Source organism: Streptomyces sp. NPDC101151 (assembly GCF_044768335.1).
Classification (GTDB): Bacteria; Actinomycetota; Actinomycetes; order Streptomycetales; family Streptomycetaceae; genus Streptomyces.
Map to the genome: position 1 here is coordinate 34,327 of NZ_JBIWPP010000035.1, position 25,971 is coordinate 60,297.

At 64.1% G+C, this 25,971-nt stretch carries 17 protein-coding genes and 1 pseudogene; 9 read left to right on the forward strand and 9 right to left on the reverse strand.

All coding sequences use genetic code 11. The features are described 5' to 3' along the window. The first annotated feature begins 41 nt into the window (after positions 1 to 41). Entirely contained in the window at positions 42 to 206 is a 165-nt protein-coding gene (locus ACIRU3_RS38380; protein WP_404066825.1) for a hypothetical protein, read from the forward strand. Between the two features lie 26 nt (positions 207 to 232). Then, positions 233 to 3,052: a helix-turn-helix transcriptional regulator gene (locus ACIRU3_RS38385; protein WP_404066828.1), complete on the forward strand. Its 2,820-nt coding sequence runs from the start codon at positions 233 to 235 to the stop codon at positions 3,050 to 3,052. 64 nt (positions 3,053 to 3,116) lie between these two features. On the opposite strand, the gene ACIRU3_RS38390 is transcribed toward ACIRU3_RS38385, so the two are convergent. From ACIRU3_RS38390 to ACIRU3_RS38405, 4 genes are all read right to left on the reverse strand, one after another. Further along, entirely contained in the window at positions 3,117 to 4,796 is a 1,680-nt protein-coding gene (locus tag ACIRU3_RS38390) for an allophanate hydrolase (protein WP_404066831.1), read from the reverse strand. Positions 4,797 to 4,814: 18 nt separating this feature from the next. Then, a complete protein-coding gene (gene uca / locus ACIRU3_RS38395) occupies positions 4,815 to 8,402 on the reverse strand; it encodes an urea carboxylase (protein ID WP_404066834.1) in 3,588 nt (1,195 codons plus the stop codon). 232 nt (positions 8,403 to 8,634) lie between these two features. Further along, complete coding sequence (locus tag ACIRU3_RS38400) at positions 8,635 to 9,357, reverse strand: two-component system response regulator (protein ID WP_404066837.1); 723 nt, start codon at positions 9,355 to 9,357, stop codon at positions 8,635 to 8,637. A 3-nt stretch (positions 9,358 to 9,360) separates the two neighbouring features. Continuing rightward, positions 9,361 to 13,695 carry a HAMP domain-containing protein gene (locus ACIRU3_RS38405; protein WP_404066840.1) on the reverse strand — a complete coding sequence of 1,445 codons (4,335 nt, stop codon included), beginning with the start codon at positions 13,693 to 13,695 and terminating at the stop codon, positions 9,361 to 9,363. Positions 13,696 to 13,904: 209 nt separating this feature from the next. On the opposite strand from ACIRU3_RS38405, the gene ACIRU3_RS38410 reads away from it, so the two are divergent. Together ACIRU3_RS38410 and ACIRU3_RS38415 are read left to right on the forward strand one after the other, a co-directional pair. Then, complete coding sequence (locus ACIRU3_RS38410; protein WP_404066843.1) at positions 13,905 to 15,632, forward strand: PP2C family protein-serine/threonine phosphatase; 1,728 nt, start codon at positions 13,905 to 13,907, stop codon at positions 15,630 to 15,632. A 949-nt stretch (positions 15,633 to 16,581) separates the two neighbouring features. Continuing rightward, complete coding sequence (locus ACIRU3_RS38415) at positions 16,582 to 17,058, forward strand: ATP-binding protein (protein ID WP_404066846.1); 477 nt, start codon at positions 16,582 to 16,584, stop codon at positions 17,056 to 17,058. Between the two features lie 1,064 nt (positions 17,059 to 18,122). Here ACIRU3_RS38415 and ACIRU3_RS38420 read toward each other — a convergent pair. Both ACIRU3_RS38420 and ACIRU3_RS38425 read right to left on the reverse strand, forming a co-directional pair. Then, a pseudogene (locus ACIRU3_RS38420) lies at positions 18,123 to 18,311 on the reverse strand (transposase family protein); the annotation flags it as partial. Between the two features lie 466 nt (positions 18,312 to 18,777). After that, positions 18,778 to 19,851, reverse strand: a complete 1,074-nt coding sequence (locus ACIRU3_RS38425) for a hypothetical protein (protein WP_404066848.1) — start codon at positions 19,849 to 19,851, stop codon at positions 18,778 to 18,780. A 326-nt stretch (positions 19,852 to 20,177) separates the two neighbouring features. Between ACIRU3_RS38425 and ACIRU3_RS38430 the strand changes: the two genes are divergently transcribed. The 3 genes from ACIRU3_RS38430 (at position 20,178) to ACIRU3_RS38440 (ending at position 21,621) form a co-directional block, all read left to right on the forward strand. Beyond that, positions 20,178 to 20,504, forward strand: coding sequence for an FG-GAP repeat protein (locus ACIRU3_RS38430; RefSeq protein WP_404066851.1), 327 nt, complete (start codon positions 20,178 to 20,180; stop codon positions 20,502 to 20,504). 212 nt (positions 20,505 to 20,716) lie between these two features. Further along, positions 20,717 to 21,034: a hypothetical protein gene (locus tag ACIRU3_RS38435; protein WP_404066854.1), complete on the forward strand. Its 318-nt coding sequence runs from the start codon at positions 20,717 to 20,719 to the stop codon at positions 21,032 to 21,034. A 260-nt stretch (positions 21,035 to 21,294) separates the two neighbouring features. Further along, on the forward strand, positions 21,295 to 21,621 hold the full coding sequence (locus ACIRU3_RS38440; RefSeq protein WP_404066856.1) for a nuclear transport factor 2 family protein: 327 nt from the start codon (positions 21,295 to 21,297) through the stop codon (positions 21,619 to 21,621). A 43-nt stretch (positions 21,622 to 21,664) separates the two neighbouring features. On the opposite strand, the gene ACIRU3_RS38445 is transcribed toward ACIRU3_RS38440, so the two are convergent. Next, positions 21,665 to 21,949, reverse strand: a complete 285-nt coding sequence (locus ACIRU3_RS38445) for a VOC family protein (RefSeq protein WP_404066858.1) — start codon at positions 21,947 to 21,949, stop codon at positions 21,665 to 21,667. A 141-nt stretch (positions 21,950 to 22,090) separates the two neighbouring features. Further along, entirely contained in the window at positions 22,091 to 23,218 is a 1,128-nt protein-coding gene (locus ACIRU3_RS38450; RefSeq protein ID WP_404066860.1) for a hypothetical protein, read from the reverse strand. A gap of 388 nt (positions 23,219 to 23,606) precedes the next feature. Between ACIRU3_RS38450 and ACIRU3_RS38455 the strand changes: the two genes are divergently transcribed. Continuing rightward, positions 23,607 to 23,819, forward strand: a complete 213-nt coding sequence (locus tag ACIRU3_RS38455; protein ID WP_404066863.1) for a hypothetical protein — start codon at positions 23,607 to 23,609, stop codon at positions 23,817 to 23,819. Between the two features lie 293 nt (positions 23,820 to 24,112). Here ACIRU3_RS38455 and ACIRU3_RS38460 read toward each other — a convergent pair whose 3' ends face one another. After that, the gene (locus tag ACIRU3_RS38460; RefSeq protein WP_404066866.1) at positions 24,113 to 25,276 is read right to left on the reverse strand and encodes a winged helix DNA-binding domain-containing protein; all 1,164 of its coding nucleotides are present in this window, start codon (positions 25,274 to 25,276) and stop codon (positions 24,113 to 24,115) included. 473 nt (positions 25,277 to 25,749) lie between these two features. Here ACIRU3_RS38460 and ACIRU3_RS38465 point away from each other — a divergent pair, with 473 nt between their 5' ends. Further along, on the forward strand, positions 25,750 to 25,962 hold the full coding sequence (locus ACIRU3_RS38465) for a hypothetical protein (RefSeq protein WP_404066869.1): 213 nt from the start codon (positions 25,750 to 25,752) through the stop codon (positions 25,960 to 25,962). The last annotated feature ends 9 nt before the right edge of the window (positions 25,963 to 25,971 follow it).

The following is a 25,971-nucleotide window of genomic DNA, read 5'->3' on the forward strand; positions in this document are numbered from 1 at the left end:
CTTGCCGATGCCTCGGCGGCCGGCGATCCGGATGCTTGTCGGTGGCCGGACTGATCGCCGTGCGGCCCTGCTCCCGGACTCGGCTGTACCACCGCCTGCGCACCCACCCCGCGGGCAAGGGCAAGCGTCGCAGTACGGGCGAGCGCGACTTCATCGGGGACCGCATCACGTATCCAGCGCTCGCGCCCAGTATCGGCTATTTTTGAAGTGCGACGATTGGACGGGTGAGCTAATGGACGATCATCTTTCCTCCATACGGCCACAAAACCACGAGATTAGCAGCGGTCACGTATTTGTCGGACGTCAGAGAGAGCTGACACAACTCGCCCAGGTGGCCAAAGAGGTCGAGAAAGGAACTCCGTGGCTGGTATGGGTGCAGGGCGAGGCAGGAATCGGAAAGACAACCCTCATCCGACACTGGCTCGCATCTCTCAAGAAGTTCACCGTTCTGACTGCCCGAGGCGACTACTCCGAAAGTGAGCTTCCTTTCGAGATAATTGCGAGCCTTCTCCGCTATGTAGACCGAAAGGAACTTAAACGGTTCCCCCTGCTGTCCAAGGAGCTGCGCGCCGAGCCGGCCACCTATGCAGTAGGTGCAGAATTGCTTCTCCTGCTGGGTGATCTTCAGGAGTACGGTCCCATCATATTGGTGATCGATGACGTCCAGTGGGTGGATCCTCCGTCTATCCGCACTCTTAATTTCTTGGCAAGGCGGCTAGCCGCCGACCGCATCCTCCTGGTATTCACCTCACGAAGCGGCAAGGACTCGGCAGCGGCTTCGACTCGCAGACTGATCGAAGATGTCGATCACTCTCTGGAAATCTCCCTGGATGGACTTTCGCTGGACGAGATCGGTGTTATGGCCAAATCATTCGGTACGGATGCCGTACAGGGTGAGGTCCTCAACCGCTTGTACGCATACACGCACGGGCATCCCCTCTATGCCCGTTCCCTACTGACTGAGCTTGCGGGCGACGTAGCGGAAGCCCGATTGAGAGTGCCGCCCTCGCTGGCCGCGGTAACACGCGATATACTCATCCAATTGCCTGAGGACAGCCAGCATCTCATCGAATCGCTCGCTGTCCTGGATACGCGCGTACCGCTTGTCCGAGCCGCGCAGGTGGCAGGAGTTCGGGACGGCGGGTCAGCACTGGAACCAGCCCTTGCCAAAGGCCTGGTCGAGTGGTGGCCGATGGAAACCAGTTGCCCCGTGGCCATCACTCATACATTGCAACGCGAAGCCATCTACGCAGGTATTGCCCCATCCCGAAGGCGGAAACTGCATCTGGCCGCAGCAACGGTAGTCGATGCCAATGCTGCCTGGGCACATCGTGTGGCAGCAGCCGATCACGTAGATCCGGAGCTGGCCGAGTCGCTGCAAGTCCAAGCGACCACAGAAGCCGGCCGGAGCGAATGGCTGCAGGCCGCCACACACCTTTTGTGGGCTGCCCAGTTGTCCGATAACCGGGCACTGTATGAGGAGCGTCTACTGACTGCGTGTCTCTATTCGCTCTCGACTCTTAGTGAGACGTGGGCTGCACGCCGACAGGAAGAAATCGAGACTTGCGGAAAGAGTAAGCTGCAGGATTGCGTACGTGGCATCATGGCGGTAATTCGAGGTAACACACCCCTGGCTGAACAGCTTCTTATCCCGTACGTCGCCCCGTTGGTACGCGATACGGAACCAGTAACTGGAGCCGAACTCGACTGGATCGAAGCATACGCGGCAGCATTCCTCTCCTATGCATACGTCCTGCAAAATCGTGGAAAGGATTGCGTTGACGCTGCAACGCGCGCCCTCGCTTCTAATCAACTCAGCCCTAGCATGGCAGATTCCATCCAGTACATCCTGGCTTGCGGACACGCTCTTACCGACGGCCCGAGAGCTTGCCTGAAGCATCTGAACTTCCTGCCGAACTCCAGTCGGGATGTCCCGCTCCGAAGCACAGAAGTATTGACATACCGGGGAATGGCAAACGCCATGGCGGGTGAACTCGCACAGGCGGAGGACGATCTATCCGTCGTCATTGCTCGTGGTAAATCAGGTGCCAAGCTGCGGTGGGGCATGTGGGCCTACTATATTCAGCCACTCGTCATGTACATGCGCGGATCCTGGGATGACGCAGCCATTATCGCGGAGCGTGGTCTTTCCATCGCCACGACCTCATCCCGGGAGCGGGGCATGGAAGTCGCCGGCAGCCACGCCGCAGCCTGTTACGTTTCGGCTGGGCGAGGTGAGTGGTCGACAGCGAACCGCCATCTCGAAGCAGCGCAGCGCAAGACACGCGAAATCGGCACAGCATTGGACGTCCTCTACACCTCCATGGCCGAGGCTTTCATGGCTCAGGCAAGTGACGACGCGTCTCGCATGTTGACTGCTCTTGAACCTCTGTGGCGCCCAGCGGATGACCAAGAGCGGCGAGGTTACGCTCGTTGGTTGCGCTGGTGGGGCCCGTTGCTCACAGAGGCGCTCATCAAAACCAATGCGTTGGACGACGCTGGTGAAGTGCTGGCCGAACTGAATGGCCTCCATGAAACGGCCCCGTGTTTCCAACTCCCTTTGCTGCATGTGCAGGGGCTGCTCGCCGAATGCAACGGAGAGCCGGATCGCGCCATCGCTCTGTACGAGCAGGGCGCAAGTATCGCTATCACTGTGAATGAGGCGCCCCTGCCACGAGCACGTCTCCACCAGGCCCTGGGATTTGCGCTGCGTTCCGGCGGTCGACGCAAAGAAGCGACTGAATGGATTCAGCAGGCTCTGAGAGGTTTTGCGGCTCTGCACGCCGTTCCATACGCAGACCGCTGCCGGGCCGCTCTGGGATTCACCCTGCCCAGCAGTACCTATCGTCCTGACCGGAGTGCAATGCTTGCACTTAGCGAACGAGAACGAGACATTGCAGTTCTGGTAGGCCGAGGCATGACCAATAATGAAATCGCCGGCGCGCTCCTTATCAGCCCCAAAACGGTGGAGTACCACCTCGGCAACATATATGCGCGGTTCGGACTCACTGGTCGGCGTGACCTGCGAAGGAAAATCGGTCAAACCCCTTGAGCGCCGCTTGCTGTATCAACGAACGTCAACGACGTTTCGAGGACGGCCGACACCGAAACCTGAGTCACTCCTCAGTTCCCCTTGTTTCACCTCCACAGTGACCGACACTGATCACGCTGGACGCCTCCGTTGACTCGGCCGGCGCCCTCCCGCAGACGTCGAGATGCAGCGCCGTCGAGCCGTCGTTCAGTGAGACGGTGGACAAGACGATGGGGCCAGGGTGGTCGGTGAGAAGCCGTGACAGGCCCCCGAGCGAGATGGCCCACAGCTCGGTGGTTTCGGGTGTCGTCCCGCTCTTTTGCAGTTGTACGGGTGTGCCTTCGGAAATGGCTGATGCGGAGCGGTGTTCGCCCAGAAGCCGGGCCCCTTGGACAACTAGTTGCTGTCTGAGCCGAGGGTCCGGCGTGACCGGGGGAAGCAGGAGGTATCGGGCGGTGTCGACATAGGGCGGTGGCGGCGGCTCTCTGAGCAGGAGTGCTGCGAGGTCGAGCGCGATCTGGTCGCCGAACGCGTGGGTGATGATGCTGACGCCGAAAGGGCCCTCCTCGAGCTCATCGGCAGGAACGGCGAGTGCCGCCATGTCCAGGACATTGACAAAGTTTGTATAGGTCCCTATATGCCGGTTGATGCCCAGTGGATCCTGCTGGACGGCTGTCACCTCCGGAAGTTCGGGAGCTGTAGGCAGCAGCAGAGCATCACAGCCCTTGAGGGCGGCTGCGGCGATCACCTTGGTCTCTTCCACGACACCCTGGTGGGTCGCCAGCTGATGGGCAGCGATGTGGGCGGCCTCGAGGATGATGGCAGCAACGGACGGGTCGACGTCCTGCCGGTGGCCGGCGATGAACTCTCCGACGGCCGCGTATCGTTCAGCGACGAGTGCTCCGTCGTACAGGAGCTTTGCTGCGTCCAGGAACGGGCTGATGTCAATCTCGGTGGTCTGTGCCCCGGCTGTGGTGAATCGCTCCACCGTACGGGCAAAGGCGCGACGCCCTGGAGGGGACAAAGGCGCAAGGTCGGCCGCACGGGGGACGGCCAGGTGAGGGGGAGTGGAGGCGGCGAGCCGCACGAAGTCGGGCCATGCGCGGCTTGCGGGATCGTGACTGTCCGGGCCCGACATGATCGCTAGGGCTCGTTGCCCGAGTTCCAGCGTGCGCGTCAGCACGGTGACGCAGTCGTAAGAACGGCTTGCCGGGACAACGCCTGTGATCGGAATGAGGCCGCGCGTGGGTTTGAACCCGACGATGCCGTTGAACGCTGCCGGGACTCGGCCCGAACCGGCGGTGTCGGTGCCGATGCCGATATCGGCCAGCCCGAGGGCGACAGCCACCGCGGACCCGGCGCTTGAACCGCCGGCTATCTTTTCGGGAAGCCATGCGTTGCGGACTATTCCATAGGAACTGCGCATTCCGACCAGTCCCGTGGCGAACTGGTCAAGGTTGGTTTTCCCCAGGACGAGGGCACCGGCGTCCACAAGACGCTGGATGGCAGGCGCCGTGGTGCTCGGGACGTAGCTGAAGGACGGGCACCCGGCCGTGGTGGGGATGCCGGCGACGTCGATGTTGTCCTTTACGGCTACAACGGTTCCGGCCAAGGGGAGAGTTTCTCCCCGTTCCACCCGCTGATCGACCTGCTCGGCTTCCGCGTTCACCGCTGAGGAGGGGCGCAAGGTGATCCAAATGTCCGGGCGTCGGGAGATGTTGATCTTCTGGTACGCGGATTGAACGCGTTTCTGGGCTGAGGTCACGGGCAGAGGAGGCATGAGCTAGCCCCCCTCGCCGGCGTCGAGTGTCATCAAGGGCGTTCCGGCGCCCACTTGTTGGCCGGGGCGGGCCATGACTCGGTCCACGACGCCGTTGCACGGGGCCCGAACCATGACCTCCAGCTTCATGACTTCCAGGCTCAGCAGGGGTTGGCTTGCGGTGACGGGTGTGCCATGACCAGCGTGGATCTGCCAAACGGTCCCTGTCAGGGGAGCGGTGATCACGCCTTCCCCGTCCGGGATCTGCTCGTGCGCAACAGCAGCCGCTGGCTCTGCTTCGCTGGTGGTATCGCTTTCGTCCCAGCTATTACGTTCACTCAGAAGGGCCGCCGTACGTCGATGTTGAGCTGCCGAAATGGAATGGGCATGGTCCGACAGGAACTGCTGGTACCAGGCCATGTCGAAGACCCCATCCCGGATGTCGAGACTGACGTGCCCCGTATCGAGGTCCGCCCGCACGTCTCGCAGCTCAGCGGAACTGACCGGATGCCATATCAGACGGTCGAACACGCGCAGGAGCCATGGCGTATCAGGCTCGAAGGACGGAGGCTGGCGCAGACTGCTCCAGATGGGCACGGTGCGGCCGATGAGCTGGTAGCCCCCGGGGCTCTCCATGCCATATACGCACAGGTAGGGGCCACCAAGACCTACGGCGGCCTCCGGCGTCCAGGTGCGGGCAGGGCTGTACTTGGCAGTTGCGAGGCGATGACGAGGATCGATCGCGGTGGCACACGGTGCCCCGAGATAGACGTCGCCCAATCCGAGAACCAAGTACTGAGCATCGAGCACGAGATTCCGTACGTCCTCCGGACTGGTCAATCCATTGGTGCGCCGGATGAAGTCTATGTTGGACGGCGTCCATGGAGATCGCGCCCGCACCGTCGCCGAGTAGCGGGAGATGGCCTCGCGGACAGCAGGATCGTCCCAGGACAACGGCAGGTGCACTTCGCGACTGGGCACGGTGATTTCGCTTGTGGGCGGAAGGAGCTCTTCGGCTTCCATGACAGCGCCCAGCAGAGTCTCCAACGAAAGAGTGTCGGGATCGACATGCAGATGCAGGGAACAGGTGCCGGGAGTTATGTCGATGAGCCCGCGTGGCCTCATCGCGATCAGGTGCTCGTGCAGCGCGTGCGCCCGAAGACGGAGCCCCAAGTCCAAGGCCGTGGACCCGTACTCGACCAAGAGGTTGTCTTCCGCCCCACGGCGGTAGACCACGCTGGTGCCGTCCGCCGTTTCACCGCGCGCCATGACAGCCTCAGCATTACTCTTGCGCGCTGATGATCGCCGCGAGGTTGTACCGCGGTGAGGCTGCAGTAGAGGTCGGGCATCTGGTGCGGGCACAGGGCGGAAGCGGACGGTGTCGCCCGGTCGCATCTGACCGATCTTCCATCGGTCAGCAGTGGCCACCGTCATGGGGCAGACATACCCGCCCAGACTGGGGCCATCTGGTCCGAGGATGATGGGGGTGTCGCCAGAAAAGTTGACCGCACCGACCGAGTAGGGGGTGTCGTGGATGTTGGAGGGATGCAGGCCGGCTTCGTGTGCGTGCCTACGGGCCCAGAGCGGGCGCGGTCCGATCAATCGCACGCCGCTGCGGGCGGAATGGGCATGGACCTCCCACGGAGTGGCGTAGATCTCCTGCATGCCTTCACGGGTGATGAAGTCAGGTGCCGAGTGCGGCCCCTCGTATACGGCGAGATCCCAGTCATGAGTGAACACGGGGGGTGGACCAGCGGGCTGGGTAGAGCGTGAGGAGTCCAACCTGCCGGCGCTGTGCCCGGGCCTCAGCACATCACCGGCGCGCAGAGGCCGCCCTGCGTGGCCGCCGAAGCGTCCAAGAGGAAAGGTGGCCGCGCTTCCGAGATAATCGGGTACGTTCACGCCACCTTGGACCAGGACGTAGGTGCGCATACCCGTGCTGTCGGGAGCAGCGACTTCCAGAAGGGCGCCTGGGCCGACGGACAGAGGTTCCCACTGCGGGGCAGGACGGCCGTCAACGGTGACACGCGCCGGGGCTCCGGTGACGCAGACGACGGTCTCTGTCGTGAAATGCAGGATGGGTCCTTCCCATGTGCATTCCAGTCCCGGTGCTCCCTCGGCATTGCCCAGTGCCAGATTGCCTGTGCAGAAGGACAAGCTGTCCATGGGGCCGCTGGGCGGGACTCCGACATGCCAGTAGCCAGTCCGGCCGGGCCAGTCTTGGACAGTGGTCGAGGTTCCCGCCCGGACCACCTCGATCCGAGGGCGCCCGTCCTTGATTCGGGAGAGCGTTGTGGTGGTGACCCTGCCCTCCAAGACTTCCTGGCTGCGGCACGCCTCACGCAACAGACCGAGGTTGGTCTCTACTCCGTCAATTCGGGTGCGCTGCAGGGCTTGATACAGCGCATCGAATGCCTGGCGTCGGTCCGCGCCGGAAGCGATGATCTTTGCGAGCAGAGGATCATAGTCGCTGGTGATCTCCTGACCGGTTTCCACCCCGGTGTCCACACGAACATCGGCGGGCAGTTGCACGAGCGTGAGCAGCCCCGAACTGGGCAGAAAGTTGTGCGAGGGATCTTCTGCATACAGCCGTGCCTCGACGGCATGGCACAGGTTGGGCGGGGGGCCGGGGCCAAGATCAGAGAGCAGACCCCTTTCGCCGCCGGCCAGGCGCAGCATCCAGGAAACAAGGTCGAGCCCAGTCACCATTTCGGTCACCGGATGTTCGACTTGAAGGCGAGGGTTTCCTTCCAGGAACCAGGCCTGTTCGGTATCCAGGTCGTAGATGAACTCGATGGTTCCGGCGGACCGGTAGGCCAGACCCTGGCACAGACGCCGTGCCCAGGAGTGGAGTTGAGAGCGGATCGCATCACTCAGGAGAGGCGCCGGGGCCTCTTCGAGAACCTTCTGCTGCCGCCGTTGCAGACTGCAATCCCGAGTGCCCAGGAGGCTGACCCCTCCGGCGCCGTCACCGAAGACTTGCACTTCCACATGGCGTGCCCGTGTCACCAGGTGTTCGAGGAAGATCCCGCCACCCCCGAAGCCGGCTTCGGCCTGACGCTCGACGTGGCGCAACATTGCAGGAAGATCCCGAGGATCATCGCAGCGGCGCATGCCGATGCCGCCCCCTCCACGAGCAGCTTTGATCATGAGCGGGTACCCCAGTGACTCAGCTGAGCGGAGTGCCTGCTCATCACTATTGATCAGTGGGGAAGCGGGTATCACGGGAACGCCGGCGCGCTCGGCGGCTTGCCGTGCAACTCGTTTGTCTCCGAAAACCTTGAGGTGTGAAGGACTGGGACCTACGAAGGACATCCCCGCGGCTTCGACCGCAGCGGCAAATCGGTGGTCCTCCGCAAGGAAGCCGTACCCCGGGTGCACGGCATCGGCATCGAAGTCCGCGGCAGCCTGCAGAATGCGCGGTATTGACAGATAACTTTGGCTCGCAGGCGGCGGTCCAAGTCGCACTGCGTGGTCTGCCATCCGCACATGAGGGGCTGAGCGGTCGGCATCGGAATACACTGCCACCGTGCGCAGTCCATGAGCTTGCGCGCCAGCAATAATACGGCATGCAATTTCCCCCCGGTTGGCGATTAGAAGAGTGCCGAACATGAAGGACCTCGACCGAAGCAAGGGGATTTTTTGCTGAGACACCTCCGGAAGGACGGGCCCGCCGGGGCCTCCTATCTACCGGCTCTCATCATGACGCGGCGCCGGTTGTGGCCTAGCAGCGACATTCCTGTCTTCAAGGTTACTTGGCGCCTGAACGCTCCGCCCTCCGAGGAAGCGGTCCGGCGCGCACGTCACACTCGAGTCTTTGGCTTCGTCCTGCTCGAAGGCGATTTCAACTGCTCCTGCTGCGGTGCAGTGACTCGACGGCCTGCTCGAGGCTGGTGATGCGGTCTGCGAGGCCGACAGGGGCATCGCCCTTGGCCTCACGCAGGAGGAGTTCGATCTGGTTCAGTCGTTCGATGATCTCGGCGAACGAGTCTTCGTCGTTCGCAGTTGTGGCCTCGCTTGCCGGGAAGGGGTCTTCGGCGTCGCATCCAGATCCCTTCCTGATACCGCTTTGGGTGGTAGCACCTGTTGTTGGTGGCTTGATGGTATTTGGCGAGTCAGTTTCTCTCACCAGTAGTCGTCGCAATTGCTCGGCTTGCGCGGTGAGCTGGCGGTTGTTGCGGTGCAGTTCCAAGAAGACGTTGACCTTGGTGCGCAACAGCCATGGGTCGACCGGTTTGGTCAAGAAGTCGGCGGCACCAACGCTGTACCCACGGTAAGCAAAGTCGCCGGCGGCATCCGCGCCCGTGAGCAAGATGACGGGAACGTCTCTCGTCTGGTCCAGTCGTTTGATGTTGGCCACGGTTTCGAAGCCGTCCATGCCCGGCATGAATACATCCAGCAGAACAACTGCAAAATCCTGGCGCAGCATCGCCTTGAGTGCTTCCTCACCTGACCGAGCGCGCACGACCTGATCGCGTGAGTCGAGGACGGCCTCGAGCGCGATCAGGTTGTCCTCCATGTCGTCGACGATCAAAATGAGTGATTTGCTCGACGGGTCAGTGCTCATGGCCTACCTCGGCTCCACGTCGTCGGGCTGCTCCGGGGCGTGCGTCCCGGAGCCCTTCGTCGGCTCGTCGACAGGATCAGACGAGTCCTTTCCAGGCATGCACGGTGCAGTGGCCTCGTCGGGTTCGGTCCTTGGATCGTCTTCGGGGGCCAGCAGCGCGCACACCACGGACAGCAGTCTGTCGACGTCGACCGGTTTGGGTACGTAGTCCGACGCCCCGCTTTCGATGGCCTTCTCCCGGTCTCCGGGCATGGCCTTGGCGGTGAGCGCGATGATCGGCAGATCGGCGTGCTGGGGTATGCGTCGGATGGCTTGGATCGTCTCGTAGCCATCCATCTCGGGCATCATGATGTCCATCAGGACGAGGGACACCTGTGGGTGTAGATCGAGTACCTCGAGTCCCTCACGCCCGTTCTCGGCATACCTGACCGTGATCCCCACGCGACCGAGAATGTGAGTGAGGGCGAAGACGTTGCGGATGTCGTCATCGACGATGAGTATTTGGCGCCCGGTCAGCAGCTGTCCGGTGCGGCCGCTTCGCCACTCGGCCAGCGGTGCAGTTTCGAGCCAGTTGTCGACGGAGTCGTCCCCAGCTCGTGTGCTCGGGATGTTGATCTCTTGGATGCGGATGCCACTTGGGACATTTCGGGGCTCGTCAGGGGAGGCACGACCGGAAGTGGGTGCCGGGGTTTCGGGCGCGGTGGCCTCGGGTGTTCCCGGTGAGTTGGACACTGGCGGGAGCGCGAGGGTGCGCGTGGTGCGGGGGCCGGTACGTTCGGAAGTGGCGGCAACGGTGGGATGGCGTGCCGGTATGTAGAGGGTGAATTGGGATCCGACGCCTTCGGCGCTCTCTGCAACGATGCGCCCGCCGAGCAGACCCGTTACTTCCCTGCTGATGGACAAGCCGAGACCCGTGCCTCCGTATTTGCGGCTCGTCGTACCATCGGACTGCTCGAAGGCATCGAAGATCACCGACAGTTTCTCCGGTGCGATGCCGATGCCGGTGTCCGTCACGCAGAAGGCTATGACTGCTTCCGCGTTGTGGAGAGTGGCCTCCTCGAACGGCCCTGCTGCGCGGGTGACGCGCAGGCTCACGCTGCCGCCCGCCGCGGTGAACTTGACTGCGTTGGACAGTAGATTTCGCAGCACCTGTTGGAGCCGTTGTTCGTCGGAGAACAGCTCGTTCGGTGCGCCTTCATCGACCGATACGTCGAAATCCAGATCGCGGTCGATCGTCAGCGGCCGGAATGTGGTCCGGACATAGTCGAGCAGCTTGGTCAGCGGCAGTTTCTTGGGGTGCACGTCCATGCGGCCGGCTTCGATCTTGGACAGGTCCAGGATGTCGTTGATCAATTGAAGGAGATCGGAGCCGGAGCGGTAGATGGTGGCTGCGAACTGTTCGTCCTGCTCGGAGAGGTGACCGTCAGGGTTGTCGGCCAGTAGCCGGGCCAGAATCAGCAGCGAATTGAGGGGAGTGCGGAGCTCGTGGGACATGTTCGCCAAGAACTCGGACTTGTATTGGGAGGAGATGGCCAACAGGGCTGCCTTCTCTTCCAGCTCGGCGTTGGAACGCTGCAGCTCGTCGCTGCGCTTGCGTAGTTCGGCGGTCAGACGCTGAGATTTGGAGAGGAGCGACTCGGTGCGTGCGTTGGCGATGATCGTATTGATCGTCACGCCTATGGTGTGGACGAACTGGTCGATGAAGGCGACGTGAACCTCGTTGAACTTGCTCAGGCTGGAGAGCTCGATCACTCCCAGCACCCGGTCCTCGAAGAGGATGGGCTGAATGACGATGCTGAGAGGCGACGCAACTCCGAGACCGGAACTGATGTTCATGTAGTTCGGCGGGACCTCGGTGATGAGGATACGTTTCTTTTCCAGGGCGGCTTGGGCAACCAGTCCGCCACCCAGGCTGCTCGGGGGAGGTTCGTCGTTAGCCGCGTGTGTGCCGTACCCCGCGATGAACTCCAGCCCCTCGCCAGGCTTGGCGCCTTCTCTGGCGAGGAAGAACGCTCCCAGCTGTGCGTTCACCAGCGGGGTCAGCTCGCGCAGGATCAGGTCTGCGACTTCGACCAGATCTCGGTGACCCTGCATGAGGCCGGCGATGCGGGTGAGATTGGACTCCAGCCAGTCCTTCGCGCGTGTGGTCTCGCGCAGGTTCGCGACCATGAGGTTGACGTTGTGCTTCAGCTCGGCGACCTCACCCTTCGCCTCGACGGAAACGGATCCGGACATGTCGCCTTGCGCGACGGCGTCGGCGACCTCAGCGATGGCCCGGACCTGAGTGGTCAGGTTCGACGCCAATTCGTTGACGCTGGTGGTGAGTCGCTTCCAGGTGCCGTAGACCCCCTCGACGCGAGCCTGGCCGCCCAGCTGCCCCTCGCTGCCGACCTCGCGGGCGACTCGGGTCACCTCGGAGGAGAAGGACACCAGTGTGTCAACCATGGTGTTGATGGTGGTCTTCAGTTCCAGGATCTCACCGCGCGCATCGACGTCGATCTTCTTGGAGAGATCGCCCTGAGCGACGGCCGTGGCGACTTGGGCGATGTTGCGGACCTGAGAGGTGAGGTTGTCGGCCATGAAGTTGACGTTGTCGGTGAGGTCCTTCCACACGCCTGAAACACCGCGGACTTGCGCGCGTCCGCCCAGATTTCCTTCGGTGCCGACCTCTCGGGCTACGCGGGTCACTTCGTCGGCGAAGCCTCTGAGCTGGTCGACCATGGTGTTGACGGTGTCCTTGAGCTGTTGGATCTCACCGCGCGCGTCCACGGAGATCTTCTTGGACAGATCACCGTCGGCGACCGCGGTGGTCACCTGGGCGATGTTGCGGACCTGCGAAGTCAGGTTCGAGGCCATGAAGTTGACGTTGTCGGTGAGTTCCTTCCACACACCTGAGACGCCTCTGACCTGTGCTTGCCCGCCCAGATTTCCTTCGGTGCCGACTTCTCGGGCTACGCGGGTCACTTCGTCGGCGAATGCCGAGAGCTGGTCCACCATCGTGTTGATCGTGGTCTTCAGCTCGAGGATCTCTCCCTTGGCTTCCACAGTGATCTTCTTTCCCAGGTCTCCTTCGGCGACGGCTGTGGCGACTTGGGCGATGTTGCGGACCTGGGAGGTGAGGTTGTCGGCCATGAAGTTGACGTTCTGCGTCAAGTCTTTCCAGACGCCTGACACGCCGCGGACTTGCGCGCGTCCGCCAAGCTGCCCTTCGGTGCCGACTTCTCGGGCCACGCGGGTCACTTCGTCGGCGAATGCCGAGAGCTGGTCCACCATCGTGTTGACGGTGTTCTTGAGCTGGAGAATCTCGCCTTTGGCGTCCACAGTGATCTTCTGACTGAGATCGCCGTTGGCGACCGCGGTGGTCACCTGGGCGATGTTGCGGACCTGCGAAGTCAGGTTCGAGGCCATGAAGTTGACGTTGTCGGTGAGGTCCTTCCACACCCCGGAAGCACCCCTGACCTGGGCGCGCCCGCCAAGCTGCCCTTCGGTACCCACCTCGCGCGCTACGCGCGTGACCTCGTCTGCGAACGCGCGCAATTGATCGACCATGGTGTTCACGGTGAGCTTCAGCTCCAGGAGTTCGCCCGTCGCCTCCACTGTCACTTGACGCGTCAGGTCCCCTCCGGCTACCGCTGTCGTCACGACGGCGATGTCCCGTACTTGTGCGGTCAATCGGGACGCCATGGTGTTGACCGCTTCCGTCACGTAGCGCCAGTCACCCGACAGTCCTTGCACCTTTGCCCGCCCGCCCAGACGACCCTCTGTACCAACCTCGCGGGCAACTCGGGTCACCTCGGCGGTAAACCGGGAGAGCTGCTCGACCATCCGGTTCACGCCCTGTCCAAGACGGCGCAGGTCACCGCGCAGCTGACGGTTCCCGTCGTGGAGATCCACATGCTGTGTGAGATCTCCGTCGGCGACCGCGCCCAAAACACGCGTGGCATTCGCCATTGGCAGTGCGAGAGACGCCAACAGGATGTTGATGGCATTCACACTCGTCGACCACGCCCCCTGCCCGGGGCTTGCATCCAAACGCGCGTCCAGCCGGCCCTGACGCACCACCTCGCGTCGTACACGCTGCAACTCGGAAGCAAGATGTTGGTTGCGGGCCACGATCTGGTTGAACAGGCCCGCCATTTCGGCTGCGACGCCGTGAGCCTGGCCTTGGACACGAATCGTGAAGTCTCCGTCGCACAGGGCGTGCAACGCGGCGAGTATCGGACGTAGCTCGGCCAGCGTCACCTCAGGTTCTTCAGAGGCGTCGGGCGAGTTGGTAAGGGCGAGTTTGTGCTGACGGCTCAGTGAGAGCGGGGGAAACGAGTTGGATTCCGAAGTCATAACGTCGCCAACCTTCGGTGTTTCGCGTACGAACGTCTAGTAGTGTGTAGGACGGCCATGAGAGGCTGAAGTCAAGAGAGGCTGAAGTGGAGTAACTTCAGCGAACTTCTTCGAGGTGGCCTATGCCAGCTTTTTCCCCTCACCTCCGAGTGTCGGTGTCCTCCACCAGGCTGTTGCCGGAGCGGGCAGTAACTGGCGCATGCGCATTCGTGCGTGCGCTCCTCGCCAAGCAGTTCGCGGCAGCGGGTTTGAGGCAGGACACTTACGGCGAGCAGTCGATTGATGACATCGTGCACCGCGTCGACGAACTGATCAGCATCAGCATCATTCATGCCGGCAACGAAGTTGAGGTTGTCTGCAGGGTAGAGATCGGTCGTGAAACCGGTACCGAAGTCGAAGTCATTTGCCGGGTCGGCACCGCCCATCGATTGACACAGGTGCGCCGGAGAGGTGCAGTTGGGCGTGAGAAGACGGTTGTACCTCTCAGCGATCCCGGTTGCGGGCGCCCGCAGACAGGCGGGCCAGCCGAATTCGCGACAAGGTTCCGTCTGAGGCACTTTCCGCGAGCCGCCACGCTCAAGCCGCGAACCGCGCTCATGCCCATGCCGTCCGATGTGAGCTCGCAGGTGGATGCAGCGGCACCAGGCGGTCGTGGCAACGACAGGAACCCACGTTCCGGCCTCGGTCCGTTCTTTCTCGCAGAGGCAAGCGAACTCCTCGCCGGCCAACTCGACGAGGATCTGGTCGCCGCGCTCGCAACCCAACTCGTGGTGCCCCGGGTGGCTGACTGGTGCGGGGTATGGCTGAGCGGAGCCAGAGGTCGGATGCGGCTGTCGCGTGTCTGGCACAGGGAAGAACGGTTCATGGAAGCCCTGCGGCAACTGCTCGAGCACAATCCACCCTCGGTGGCCCTGCGCACGACCAGTCTTTCCCTGCCTGGATGGGCGGGTGCGGCTGGCGACAGGAGCATGGCTTTCGCGTTCCCGCTCCTGGCCGGCGGCTCGTGCCAAGGCGTACTCGTGGTGGGCACAGACGACCAGTCGCAGGACAACAGTGTGATGCGACAAGTCGAGAACATGGTCCGGCTGGTTGCTCAGGCTGTCGCAACGGCACGCCGGTACGCCCAGCAGACCACTATCAGCAAGGCCCTGCAGCGCCGGCAACTGCCTGCAGTGCTGCCGCCTGTGCCAGGCATCGACGTGGCCGTCGCCTACGAGCCCCACGAAGAAGCACAGACCGTAGGCGGGGATTTCTACGATCTCTTTCGCAAGGAAGACAGTCGCTGGTGCTTCCTCCTGGGGGATGTCCAGGGCAAGGACCCTGAAGCGATGTCTGTCACAGGGTTGGCCCGCCACATGGTGCGCCTCCTGGCTCGCGAGGGGCACGGGGTGGAGTCCGTCCTGGAGCGGCTCAATATTGCGCTGACCGACGACAGCGCTGAAGCTGCGACAGCCGGTGTGGAACACGCATCCGGGCGCTTCCTCACCCTGCTGTACGGGGAATTGGAACCAGACGTGACCACCGGGGGCGCACGCTGCCGCCTCGCCAGTGCTGGACACCCGTTGCCCCTGCGGCTGTTCGCCAACGGTGTGGTGAAGCCTGCGGCGCAACCTCAAATCTTGCTGGGTGTGGACCGCGACGCACAGTTCATCGCCGATTCCTTCACCTTGCTGCCGGGGGAGACGCTGCTGTGTGTCACCGATGGTGTGACAGAACGCCGCAGAGGCACTCAGCTGTTCGACGACGGTGATGGGCTGTCCGCAACGCTTCGTGCATGTGCCGGCATGAGTGCCATGGCCGTCGCGAACCAGGTGCGACAGGCAGTGCACGAGTTCAGTACCGAGCCGGTGGGGGACGACCTTGCGGTGATGGTCTTGAAGGCGCTTCCGAAGGAGGGATCGGTGACGGTGCCAGGTGTGCGGATGGTCCGCGGATGAATCATTGATGGTCCAGTGCCGGCACGGCTTGCCGAGCGTCATCGAGGCAGCAGTGTTTCCGGCCGTCAGCCAGGATGTCCCTGATTCGGGAGCCTGATGCCGGGGCCATGAATCGCTGTCCTCTGGCGTTGCCCCGGGCACCCGCTGTGCGTCGGTGCCGAGCGATGCCCGTCCACCACGGCGGGGGCTTCTCGACGCGAGAGTGCAACCACGTTCCGGCCGTCTACTGCGGCGACCAGTATCTGTGGCGCGTAGGGGACGCGATGCTGCCCGAACCATATCTGTCAACTGACAACTTCATCGGAGAAGGGGCGAGAGGAATCCGCTCAAGGAAAACTTAAGGGGACGGCAGTTCCGTACCTGCAACCAGGGCACTACGACCAGGACGCTATTGGCCATTCCGGCGAATACTACGATGGACGGCAGCCTCTCCCAAGCGTGAGTTGCCGCTACTGCAACAACGGTGACCAGGAACTTCATGAGCCCCTAGAGATCTTCAACGGCTGAGGTTCCGGCGGTTGGAGGTCGAGCCCGGTCTTGGCGGTGAGTCCCTGGATGAGGCGGGGGCGGTACCACATCCGTTTCAGCCGTGTCTTCACCAACGCGGTGAGCTGGGCGAGGCTGTGTTTGGTGAGGTCGGTCAGCGACCCCTTCAGCTGCGACCACACGCCCTCGTCTGGGCTGAGCTCGGGGCAGCCAGCAGGCGGGTGTCATCGTCTCGGTGAAGCCCTTGCGACGGCCCTTGGGGGAACCGCGGTCAAGGTGGCTGCGGTAGATCAGCCGTGGCCGGTGGCGGGCTTTGGTGCAGATCAGCTCGTACCGTGAAAGATCTCTGGCTCGCCTTCTGGCCAGCGCGTTGCGCTGCCGACAACAGCTATTGCTGGCCTTGCCTATACATTCATAACCTGATTCGTATTAAGCCGCAGTAGCGATTCAGGAGATGATCGCGGTGGACGACACCCTCGTAGCGGTCGAAACTTACGCAGAGGACGCCACTCTCGTGAAGGACGACACTCTTCTGCAGGCGGTGTCGGGGAGAGCCGAAATCTGGATCGAACGTGGCCATGCTTCTCTTTCCCACGCCCGCGCTGCCTGTCGATTCTTTGCCGCGAACTTCGGCTGGCCCTCCGGGGCGCAGGAGGGCCTGACTCTCGTAGTGTCCGAGCTGGTGACGAATGCATGCCGCTACTCGTCGGGGCCGTGCCGGATGAACCTCGAAGTGTCGGAAGGGGAAGCAGTGGTCGAGGTATGGGACAGCGATCCCTGTATACCGACTCTGCCCGCAGCCTTTGAAGATCCGTCCGATGAAGCTGCGCCGGCGTGCAGTGGCTACGGACTGGGTATCGTTGCATCGTTGGCCGACAGTTTGGATTTTCTCCCGCAGGAGATCGGCGGAAAGATCGTCAGAGCCGTCGTCCTTCCGTAGCTATCCCCCCCGCGCCCTTACCGATATCAACCGTGGGCACACGGGTTTGAGAGCATGGGCGATGAGCGCAGTGGCTGTCCTGGTGTGCGGATTTACGCGGGTGGTGATGGGCCGTCAGGCAGGCCGAAGTGGGGTATGTCAGCGTTCGTGGGAAGCCTCGCGGACTGTTGGACCCCTCAGAGATGATGCTCAGTCGGGTGTAGTGCGGGAGCAGGAGGGCGGCCTTTCCGAAAGCTTCGGATACGAGAGTCGTACGGTGGCCATTTACGAGCGGAACGTGCCGAACGGAGCGACCTGCCCACTGACGTGAGGTGACCAGGCCGTGGTTGGTCAGCTCCCCCTCGACCTTTATCGCCCGCACCGCGCCCACTCATGACTCGCGCCCCACCAGCCGAGCAGCTCTAGAGATCTTTAACGGTGCGGGTTACGGAGGGTCGTGACGGCGGGAGGTGGCCCGGCGGTTCAGGGGACCGCGGACGTCGGCGGACGGCTGGCGGCGGGCGTTGGCTCCAGAAGGCCGGCAGGCCCTGGCCTCCAAGGGCCCCGGCGGTGCCCGCTGCAAGCTCGCCCCGACACAACTGCGGGTTCTGGAGGCAATGTTGTGCGGCGGGCGCGTGTTCTCCGTGCTTGTTGACGATGCCGGGGTGGAGCGGGTGTGCTCTGGTTGCGGCGGCCGCGCGTTCATCGCGGACAGCAAGGAGTGTCGTGAGGGCGCGGATCCCGGCGAGGCTGGCTGCCCGCGGCCGGAGCGAGGAGCTGAGAACGCATGTGCTGACACTGACCGGGAAGGAAGTCGCCCATCCTGAGACGGCCGAGCCGCATCGGCTTGCCTACAGGGGCCTGGGACCGCCGTCCCTGCCGCGTCATCGCACCCCGCCACGTGCCCTGTCCCAGCACGCCGCCCACATTGCGGACACCCTCATCGAGGTGACCTGGTGGCAGGGCAGCAAGGGGCGGACGGCCTCACGGTTCGCTGTGCTCACGGTGCGTCCGGCGGGCAAGCAGGCCCTGGCCGCCGCACAGGAGTCAGGCGGCGGCCGCTACCGGTGGGACAGTGCCCTGCACAGTGCGATACCGAAGCCGACAGCGATCTGCGCGAGCGTGTTGTGCCTTCGCAGGTACACCAGGCCGACCTGCGCACGCTGGTGCGGTGGCAGCTTGCAGCGGCGGTCACCCTCGCGGGTGACGATGAGCATCGTGACCCACTCGACCAAGGCGTGGGGCAGGTCGAGTGCGGCAGAATACGGAACCAACGCGGCCCCTGGGCCATTGGGTTGAGACTTCGAACACCTCCCTCAACGGCACAGGAGCCTCGTGCGTTGCGCATCCCGTCAGCATCACCCGACCGGTGGCCATGCTGAAAAGGCTCAACCCCCCGGGGCTGGCATCGCGTCCCGCACGACCACCCACTCCGCATCCGACATGTCCGACGGATAGCGGTTCGCGCTCCGGAGGTCGTTCGCGGCTCCGAACCGGTGAGCGAGGCAATCACACAATCGGGCAATCGAGTGGACGACGCGGGTGAGGGGGGAGCACTGCAGTACAAGGGCCTCCTGGCCAACTCGGATCTCGACAGATCCGGAGCCGAACAGGAGGCCCGGCCCTGCCTTCATGCGCGGCGCAGCCCGAGATCACCCCAACGGGAAGCGAGCAGGTGGCGTATCCCGTGCTGCCGGGTGGCTCCGCCCGGGACCAGGCGGAGCCAGGTGTGCCGAGTCGTCACCCCCGCGCCGCCGCGGCGGTGTAGGTCCTCCACTTGATCCCGCGCTCCTCCTCGGGACCCGAGCCCACGTCGGGACCCCCGGTAGCGCAGTAGATGACGAATTCGCCGTCGTTCTGCATTAGCGCATAGGCGCCGGGGTAGTCGGCGGTGTTGCTGTTCCACAGGAAACGGTTTGCTGCGTCGTAGATGACGAAGTTGCCGTCCTTCTGCATCACGGCGTACGCGCCCGGGTGGCCGTAGGTGCGGGTGGACCAGAGGGCCTTGTTGTCACGCAGGCGGTACATCACCAGGTTCCCGTCGCTCTGCATGGTCAGGCGGGTGAGGCTTGCCCGCGTCTCCCAGCCCGCCCTGAGGGTGGTGCCGGGCTTGATAGCCTGACTCGGGTATCTCCACCCGCATCTGCTGCTGAGCTCTTCAGGGGTCATTGGGCGCACCTTCTGCCCAACGTTGCTGTACAAGCCGTCTTCGCCTTCTCGGGCGGGGGTATAGACGTGGTCATAGGGGGTGGCCCAGTAGTAGTGGCCCCACTTGGGGTCGTCGTAATGGGTCCGCCACTTACCGTAGAAGTCGTTCATCACCTGCTGGCGCTCAACCCAGCCTATGTAGCCGGGTGGTGTGTCTACGTTGTAGGTTCCCGCTTCGGTGTCCTGGACCATCCACTCGTGTTCGTACTTCGTCTCGACACTGACTTCGAAGATTTTCGCGAGGGTGACCGAAGTCCTGACCGAGACGCCGATGGTATTACTTGTGCCCGTTGTGTGGGACCAGCCTACCGAGTTGCGCTGGGTCAACGGCGTGCAGTTGGGAAATTCAGGCGAGACCTTCGCGAAGTTGCCATAGTAATGTCTTTTTGTGAACACGGAGTCACCGGGGCCGCTGCTGCCCGCGACCGGGCCGGTGTCTCCGAAGGTGCACTTACCCAGGCCCGATTGGCAGTCGGCCATGATTTCGGCTGTGGTGGGCCACGTCTCCGCTGACGACGACGTCGCCAGCCCTACTACCAACGCGAACGCGCTGGTTACCAGAGTCAATCCTTGTCTGGGCCGTCTCCACGCCTGATTCTTCGACATGCGCGGTCCCTCCTGTTCGACAGTGGAGGTGACGAGTGGCCTCTCTCCGGTGTGACGTGAAGGGTGCCGGTCGTCCTGGGGTGCCCATGAGGATGACGGAAAGGAGGGCTGAAACCAGAAATGGACATGCCGTGTAAGATTCTTTTACAGCTGCGCCTGCCCGGTACCGGGGTCCGCACCCGGCACGGACATCCCCGACTGGCAGAGCGATTGCACATGCGTTGATCGTGTGTTGGCACAGGTCAGGAGTCCGAGGACGGCCAGTGGCCGCTCGTAGGAGCGAGGGGCTGTCGTGCGGAGTCCGACCGGCCGCACGGGGCTGATTCATGGCGAAGCCGCGCAGGGTGGCCATGCTCTTCAGGCCATGTCCGGTGCGGATCACCCAGGACACCGCCTCCATCCCCGGCGCTGATGAGAACGACGACATGTTCGGCACCACCGTGGCGGTCGGCGACATCAACAAGGACGGCAGACCGGAGCTCTTCATCAGCGCCGGGGCGGAGAACAACTTCACCGGCGCGGTCTGGGTCCTCCCGGGCGGCATCCACGGCCCTACTGCCAAGGGCAGCCGCGTGATCACCGCGTCGTCCGTCGGCTTCCTGCAGAAGGACACCACCATCCTCGGCGGCGGCGGACTCCTCTCAACCAGGTGAACGCACCCGTCAGCTCCGGGCGGGCCGACCGCCACCCGCACCAGGTTCCCCTCCGCCGCGAGCCTTGTTCCGCACCGAGGGGTACCTGGCGGCGCGGCACCGTGGACGGCTGCGGCATTGCGCGGGCGAGCGGCCGGGCGGCATCGCATCCTTTCGGACAGTACTGGCTGGTAGGGGCGGTGCGGCGGGTGGGCCGGGGCATGATTGCAGTCATGTCCCGTGAGAGTGATGGTGCCTTGTTGGTGTGGGAGGTGCATCTGTACGAGCCGTTCAGCCGTGTGTGGATCAGCAAGGGCTACGGACGCGCGACCACTGACGCGGACCCGGCCGAGTTCGGCCGTGCCGTCCTGGCCGGCTATCTCGCCCGCGGTCCGGCTCGCTGTGGCGAAACGTTCCGGTCCCTGGTCCGCACCGGCAGCGGCGGCGAGAGCTGGACCGTCACCGCGGACGAACTTCCCGGCCGGCCTTGGACGGTGGATCCAGCACTCTGCCAGATTCTGCCCGCCTGCCTTCGCGACGCTCTCGCCTGACCCGGGGTGACCAGGGCACGGGCCGGGCAGAGGGATGCGCGCGAGACGCCTGCAGGGCACCCGCAGGCTGCCCCGGCACGGAGTGCGAGGCCGGAGCCCTGCCCTGAGCCGGCCGGCACTGCATTACCTGGGCGGTAATCGCGCTGCCGGGCCGGGCGCGGCAAGGTGAAGCCATCGGGTTCCGGGCCGGCGCACTCCGGCTCGGAACCCGGCCAACACGCCTGGACGGCAGGCCACTTCACCGGAACGGGAGTCCTGCCATGTCGATCTACGCTGCCGCCGTTGCCCGCTGCTTCGAGGCGTGGAACGCCACCGACGCCGACACGCTCGCCAAGGCCGTCGCCGCCGCGTGGTCCGAGGACGGCACCTACACCGACCCGCTGGCCGACGTGCGCGGCCACGAGCAGATCGCCGCGGTGATCCGGGCGGCGCACGAGCAGTTCCCCGGCTTCGAGTTCAGGCTGACGGGTGAGGTGGACGGCAACCACCACATCTGCCGCTTCGGCTGGGAGCCGGTGTCCGCCGCCGACGGCGAGGCGCCGGTCGCCGGCTCGGACGTGGTCACCCTGGCCGAGGACGGCCATTGACTTGGGTGTGGCTCTCCTTGAGCTAGGGCCACGCCCAACTGACCTACGCCTGCTCCTTGTACACGGCTTCGATGTTGTTGCCGTCCGGGTCGTCCACGAACGCACAGTAGGCGCGGTACTCAGGCCAAGGCCGGGGTTCGTACCGGGACGTGCCACCAGCGGTCAGGGCGGCCTCATAGAAGGCGTCAACCGAGGCTCGGTCGCGTGCGGTGAACGCGATGTGTGCGCCCCGGGTCACCGTGGCGTCGCCCACGACGTCCTCTTCGACGGCCGCCTTTCGGCCGGACCAGTGTGAGCCGAGCAGCCCACCGAACAACTCGTAGGCCAAACAGGTCAATCACACCTGAATCCTGATAGAGCCATTCAACTTTGCAAGAGCCCTGCAGTGGGGGCGGATCGTGACGGGACCGGCAGTTGTTCGCGGAGCTGACTCCGCCCGGTTGTGGGCGGAGTCAGGTGTGTCGAGTGGTCACTGCGCCGTCTTGTTGGTGCCGGTGGACCACAGGGCCCCGCCCTTGCCGGGACCTCCGGTGCTCTGGTAGCCGACGAGGTTGCCGTCGTTCTGCATCACCGCGTAGCTGCCGGGGTTGCCTTCGGTGTGGGCGGACCACAGGGCGACGTGGGGGCTTTCCGAGGTGCTGTTGTAGACGACGAAGTTGCCGTCCGTCTGCATCACGGCGTACGCGCCCGGGTGGCCGGAGGTGTGGGTGGACCAGATGGCGGCGCCGTCACGCAGGCGGTACATCACCAGGTTGCCGTCCCCCTGCATGACCAGGCGGGTGTAGGGCCCCTGCGTCCACCAGCCCGCCCTGAGGGTGGTGCCGGCAGCGATGGTGTGCGACGAGGCGGGAGCCGTCGGCGTGTTCAAGGGCGTCGTGCTCGAGTACGTCGTCGTGGGCGGGGCCTTGATCATTGCCGTCTGGGCCAATTTGCACCCGGCGGCTTCGTCGGCGGTCTGCGGCCTGGAGACGGGCACGTTCCGGCCGTTCACGCCGTCGGTGCCGTCGGGGACGGTCTTTATGAAGTCCACCCAGACTCTGACATCGGGCGAAGTGTCCTTGAGGCGGTGGTACCACAACCAGCCGGTGTACTCCACTTGAGGAAAGATGTGCATGGCGAATCCTGTTTCGCCAGGTTTCACGGGCACTTCCATGTTTATGAAGGTTGTAGTCTCCTCTACCTCCGTTTTCGTCCCTCCCCCCTCGCCGCCGATCTTGATCACTTTGAGGTCAATTTCGAAATTGCCGTTGCCGCCCTTTTCGGACTGAGTGCCCCGCGTATATTGGGTCTGGTATCTGAACGAGGTCTGCGAGGATGTGCAGTTCGTCTGGATCGGGTACTGGCCGTTGACCGGTTCGAGAAGGACAGGTCCACCCAGGAAGGCGTGGCTCTTCGTGGGCGCGACCCATTCGTCGGTCACTGAGCCGGAGAGCGTGCAGTTCGACGGATCGGCATAGCAGGACTTGAGGATTTCCTGCCGGAGCAAATTGACCGAATATGGGTAGGTTGGCCCGATCATGATCACGTCGTCCGCCGCCGAGGCCTGTGTCGCTGCCAGCGTCACCATCCCTGTCCCGGCCGTCGTCAGCGCCGTCACTGAAGCCATGGTTCGTCCGAACCGAGTCCATCGCAGATTTTTGAGCATGAGCGATTCCTCCATTCCACTTCAAAGGCGGTCGGCCGTCTACGTCCGAAGCGACGTGGGAAGCGGCTGCCGTCGGGGGATGATGCGAGGGTGACAGCAGGACCAGCACCGAACAAGGGACACCGTGTAAGAATCCTTTACGCTCACCTCAAAGATCCGGGTGTGCGCACGACAACAATTTCCCGGGGGCCGTGCAACACCTCGAACGAGCAGGAGCGCGCGCACCCCCCTCTCCACCCCATCGACCCGATCCACCCACCGCACCGGCACACCCCACCGCGGGCGAACCCTCGAAGCGCTGCCCTATCGCCTCACACACTTCGAAGGACATCGCCGGAACTTGATCCGAGCATTCGAGAGTTCTTCAACAGCCGACGGCAGACGGCTCGTTGCAGGCAGCACCGGACTGCGGGAGGCCTCCCAGCACACCGACGTCAAACTGACCGTCGTCGCGGAACAGCTCCTCGAACATGCCCGGGGCGCCGCGCAGCCCGACGCTATCCACGACGCACTGCGCGCCGGCCTGGCCCGCCGCCCACGACTTGCTCCGTGACTACCTCACAGCGCCGTGGTCACCGCCGGGGCCTCCCACCGTCCGGTGCGGTCTTGAAGAAGTCCGTGGGGTGCCCGACGGCGGGAGACTTGCAAGGGGTCGTCTTCGTGTTCTGACGCACCAGTTCGGAAGCTTGCGACGGGCCGGGGCGGCAGGGGACGGAGCCGACCCCGTGCTGTTCGGGGGCGGCGGCGACAAGCGGCGAGCAGGCTGGGCGTGCTTACAGTCCATCAGGAACCAGTCGCTCAGTCAGCAACAGAGCGCCAGACTGCCGGCATCACCAATTGAGATCTCTAAGCGTGCGGCCCCACCGTCACTGTCCCCACCGTCAACTCCGCTACACCTTCAGCCACTTCGCCGATGCGTGCCGTCTGCCGTTCCAGTACCTCCAGGTGCTCTGCCGACAGCTTCTCCAGCGGTTCGACCGTGACCGTGATGCGCTTCCCCGAACGGCGTTGGTGCCACACCCCGGCCACCGTCCCGTCCACGAGCAGAAGTGGATAGTTTCCGGCCTGGCCGCCCGCGAGGGCACGCTCGAAGGCCCTCCCTGGGAAGAGCAGTTCGCGTGGTTGCGATGCGATCCCGAAGGCGTCGAAGTAGGGGAGGAGCCGCACCCCTTCAGCCCTTTCTCCCGCCTCGGGGAACTCGGTGTCCCCGGCCGCAACCCACGCCTGCCCGACCCCCTCGAAGTCGACCTCCTCGATTACCCTGCCCCGGGCCAGCTCTCCGAAGAGCGCGTTCGCCCAGCCTCTCGGTGCGGCGAGCCACTTGGCGAAGTGCTGCGGGGTGGCCGGGCCGTAGGCGTTCAGATAGCGGCGTACGAGCTCGGAGAGCGCCGCAACCTGCTCCATCGGGACCGCACAGGGGTTCGTGTACGTCACCTTCCGCCCCCGGTTCGGCCCGAAGGCGAGCACCCCGCGGTGCGCCGCCGTGTGCATCGCCTGCCGCCAACGCGGCCACATGCCCTGGAAAGCGGGAACAACAGGGTCTCCGGCCCAGGCCCCGGTCCGCGCCACAATGGCCTCCGTCAGCTCGTCGGCGGTCAACTCTGCGCCGGACAGAGCCTCTCCAACGGCTGCTACGACCGCCTCCGTCTGCGCCGCTGTGAGCCGGATGTCCTTGGAGAGCTGACCGACCCGGCCGGGGATCGCGGAAAGCGCGCCGGTCCACATCGGCACGTCCGTAGCGGCCAGCAGGTGCACGGTGCCGCGCGGGCCGAATGTCTTGACCAGTGACCGTTCCTCCCACAGTGCACGACGCACATGGGCCCGCGTCTCCCCTTCGGTGCGCAGCCCGAGGGAGAGTTCGGCGGCCGACAGCACCTGGGCGTGCGCGCCCAGCATGACGCCGGCGAGCAAAGGGAGGGCGGTGGGGGAGGCGGGGACCGGTGCGGCCAGGCCCTGGCGCTCGATACGGCGGGCGTTCGCCCCGGACCAGCTCACTGTGCGTGTCGGCATACCTCTGACGCTAACCCTCATCTAGGCCAGAAGCTGTCCGCTTCCAAGGTCACTTGAGCAGTTCGTACGTGGTGGCGAGCCCATTACCGACAGTGGGCCTGCCTGCCTGGAGGCGGTGCGCCTGGCGAACTGCTCGGGTTGCGGCGGGGAGCGGACGCCGGGTTGCTGGTGGCGCGTTGGCCGGGATGAGCAGTGCGCGCCAACAGGTGTGGCGCCCCTCACATCCGGATGGTCTCACCATGGCACGTAGGTGATCAACAGCCCAAGTCCGGCCATCGTCAGGGCAACCACCACCAGATCGACCGCCAGACGGACCGCCCGGAACTTCCGCCGAGCTAGAACAGCCATCACCGACAACCGCTTCTCTGCCAGGTGCTTTTTTTGGGGGGCTGTGTATCAGCCGCATATCACGGTGATCGGTGAGCAGTTGTGGTCTCAGCAGCAGGCCAAGAACCGCGACGATGGCTGGTTGGATGGCGCACGACTCCGGCCACGACGATCGCGCGGCGCAGCACTTTGCCCGCGCGCTGCCCCTTGCGCGCACCTCGGGTGATCTGCCGCTGGCCGCGCATGTCGCCGCGAGCAGCAGTCACTTGGCGCTTGAGACGGGGATGCAGCCGGGGCTGTCGGCTGGGCGCGGACCGGGCTCGACCTGGCCGCGCAGGGGCCTCGCATTCCGGCGCTGACGGCGCGGC

Bases quoted from the DNA above. Each gene is read 5' to 3' on its own strand.
- ACIRU3_RS38385 (WP_404066828.1), top strand. From the start codon at position 233: ATGGACGATCATCTTTCCTCCATACGGCCACAAAACCACGAGATTAGC.
- uca (WP_404066834.1), bottom strand. From the start codon at position 8,402: ATGTTCGGCACTCTTCTAATCGCCAACCGGGGGGAAATTGCATGCCGT.
- ACIRU3_RS38400 (WP_404066837.1), bottom strand. From the start codon at position 9,357: ATGAGCACTGACCCGTCGAGCAAATCACTCATTTTGATCGTCGACGAC.
- ACIRU3_RS38405 (WP_404066840.1), bottom strand. From the start codon at position 13,695: ATGACTTCGGAATCCAACTCGTTTCCCCCGCTCTCACTGAGCCGTCAG.
- ACIRU3_RS38425 (WP_404066848.1), bottom strand. From the start codon at position 19,851: ATGTCGAAGAATCAGGCGTGGAGACGGCCCAGACAAGGATTGACTCTG.
- ACIRU3_RS38430 (WP_404066851.1), top strand. From the start codon at position 20,178: ATGGCGAAGCCGCGCAGGGTGGCCATGCTCTTCAGGCCATGTCCGGTG.
- ACIRU3_RS38435 (WP_404066854.1), top strand. From the start codon at position 20,717: ATGTCCCGTGAGAGTGATGGTGCCTTGTTGGTGTGGGAGGTGCATCTG.
- ACIRU3_RS38440 (WP_404066856.1), top strand. From the start codon at position 21,295: ATGTCGATCTACGCTGCCGCCGTTGCCCGCTGCTTCGAGGCGTGGAAC.
- ACIRU3_RS38460 (WP_404066866.1), bottom strand. From the start codon at position 25,276: ATGCCGACACGCACAGTGAGCTGGTCCGGGGCGAACGCCCGCCGTATC.
- ACIRU3_RS38465 (WP_404066869.1), top strand. From the start codon at position 25,750: ATGGCGCACGACTCCGGCCACGACGATCGCGCGGCGCAGCACTTTGCC.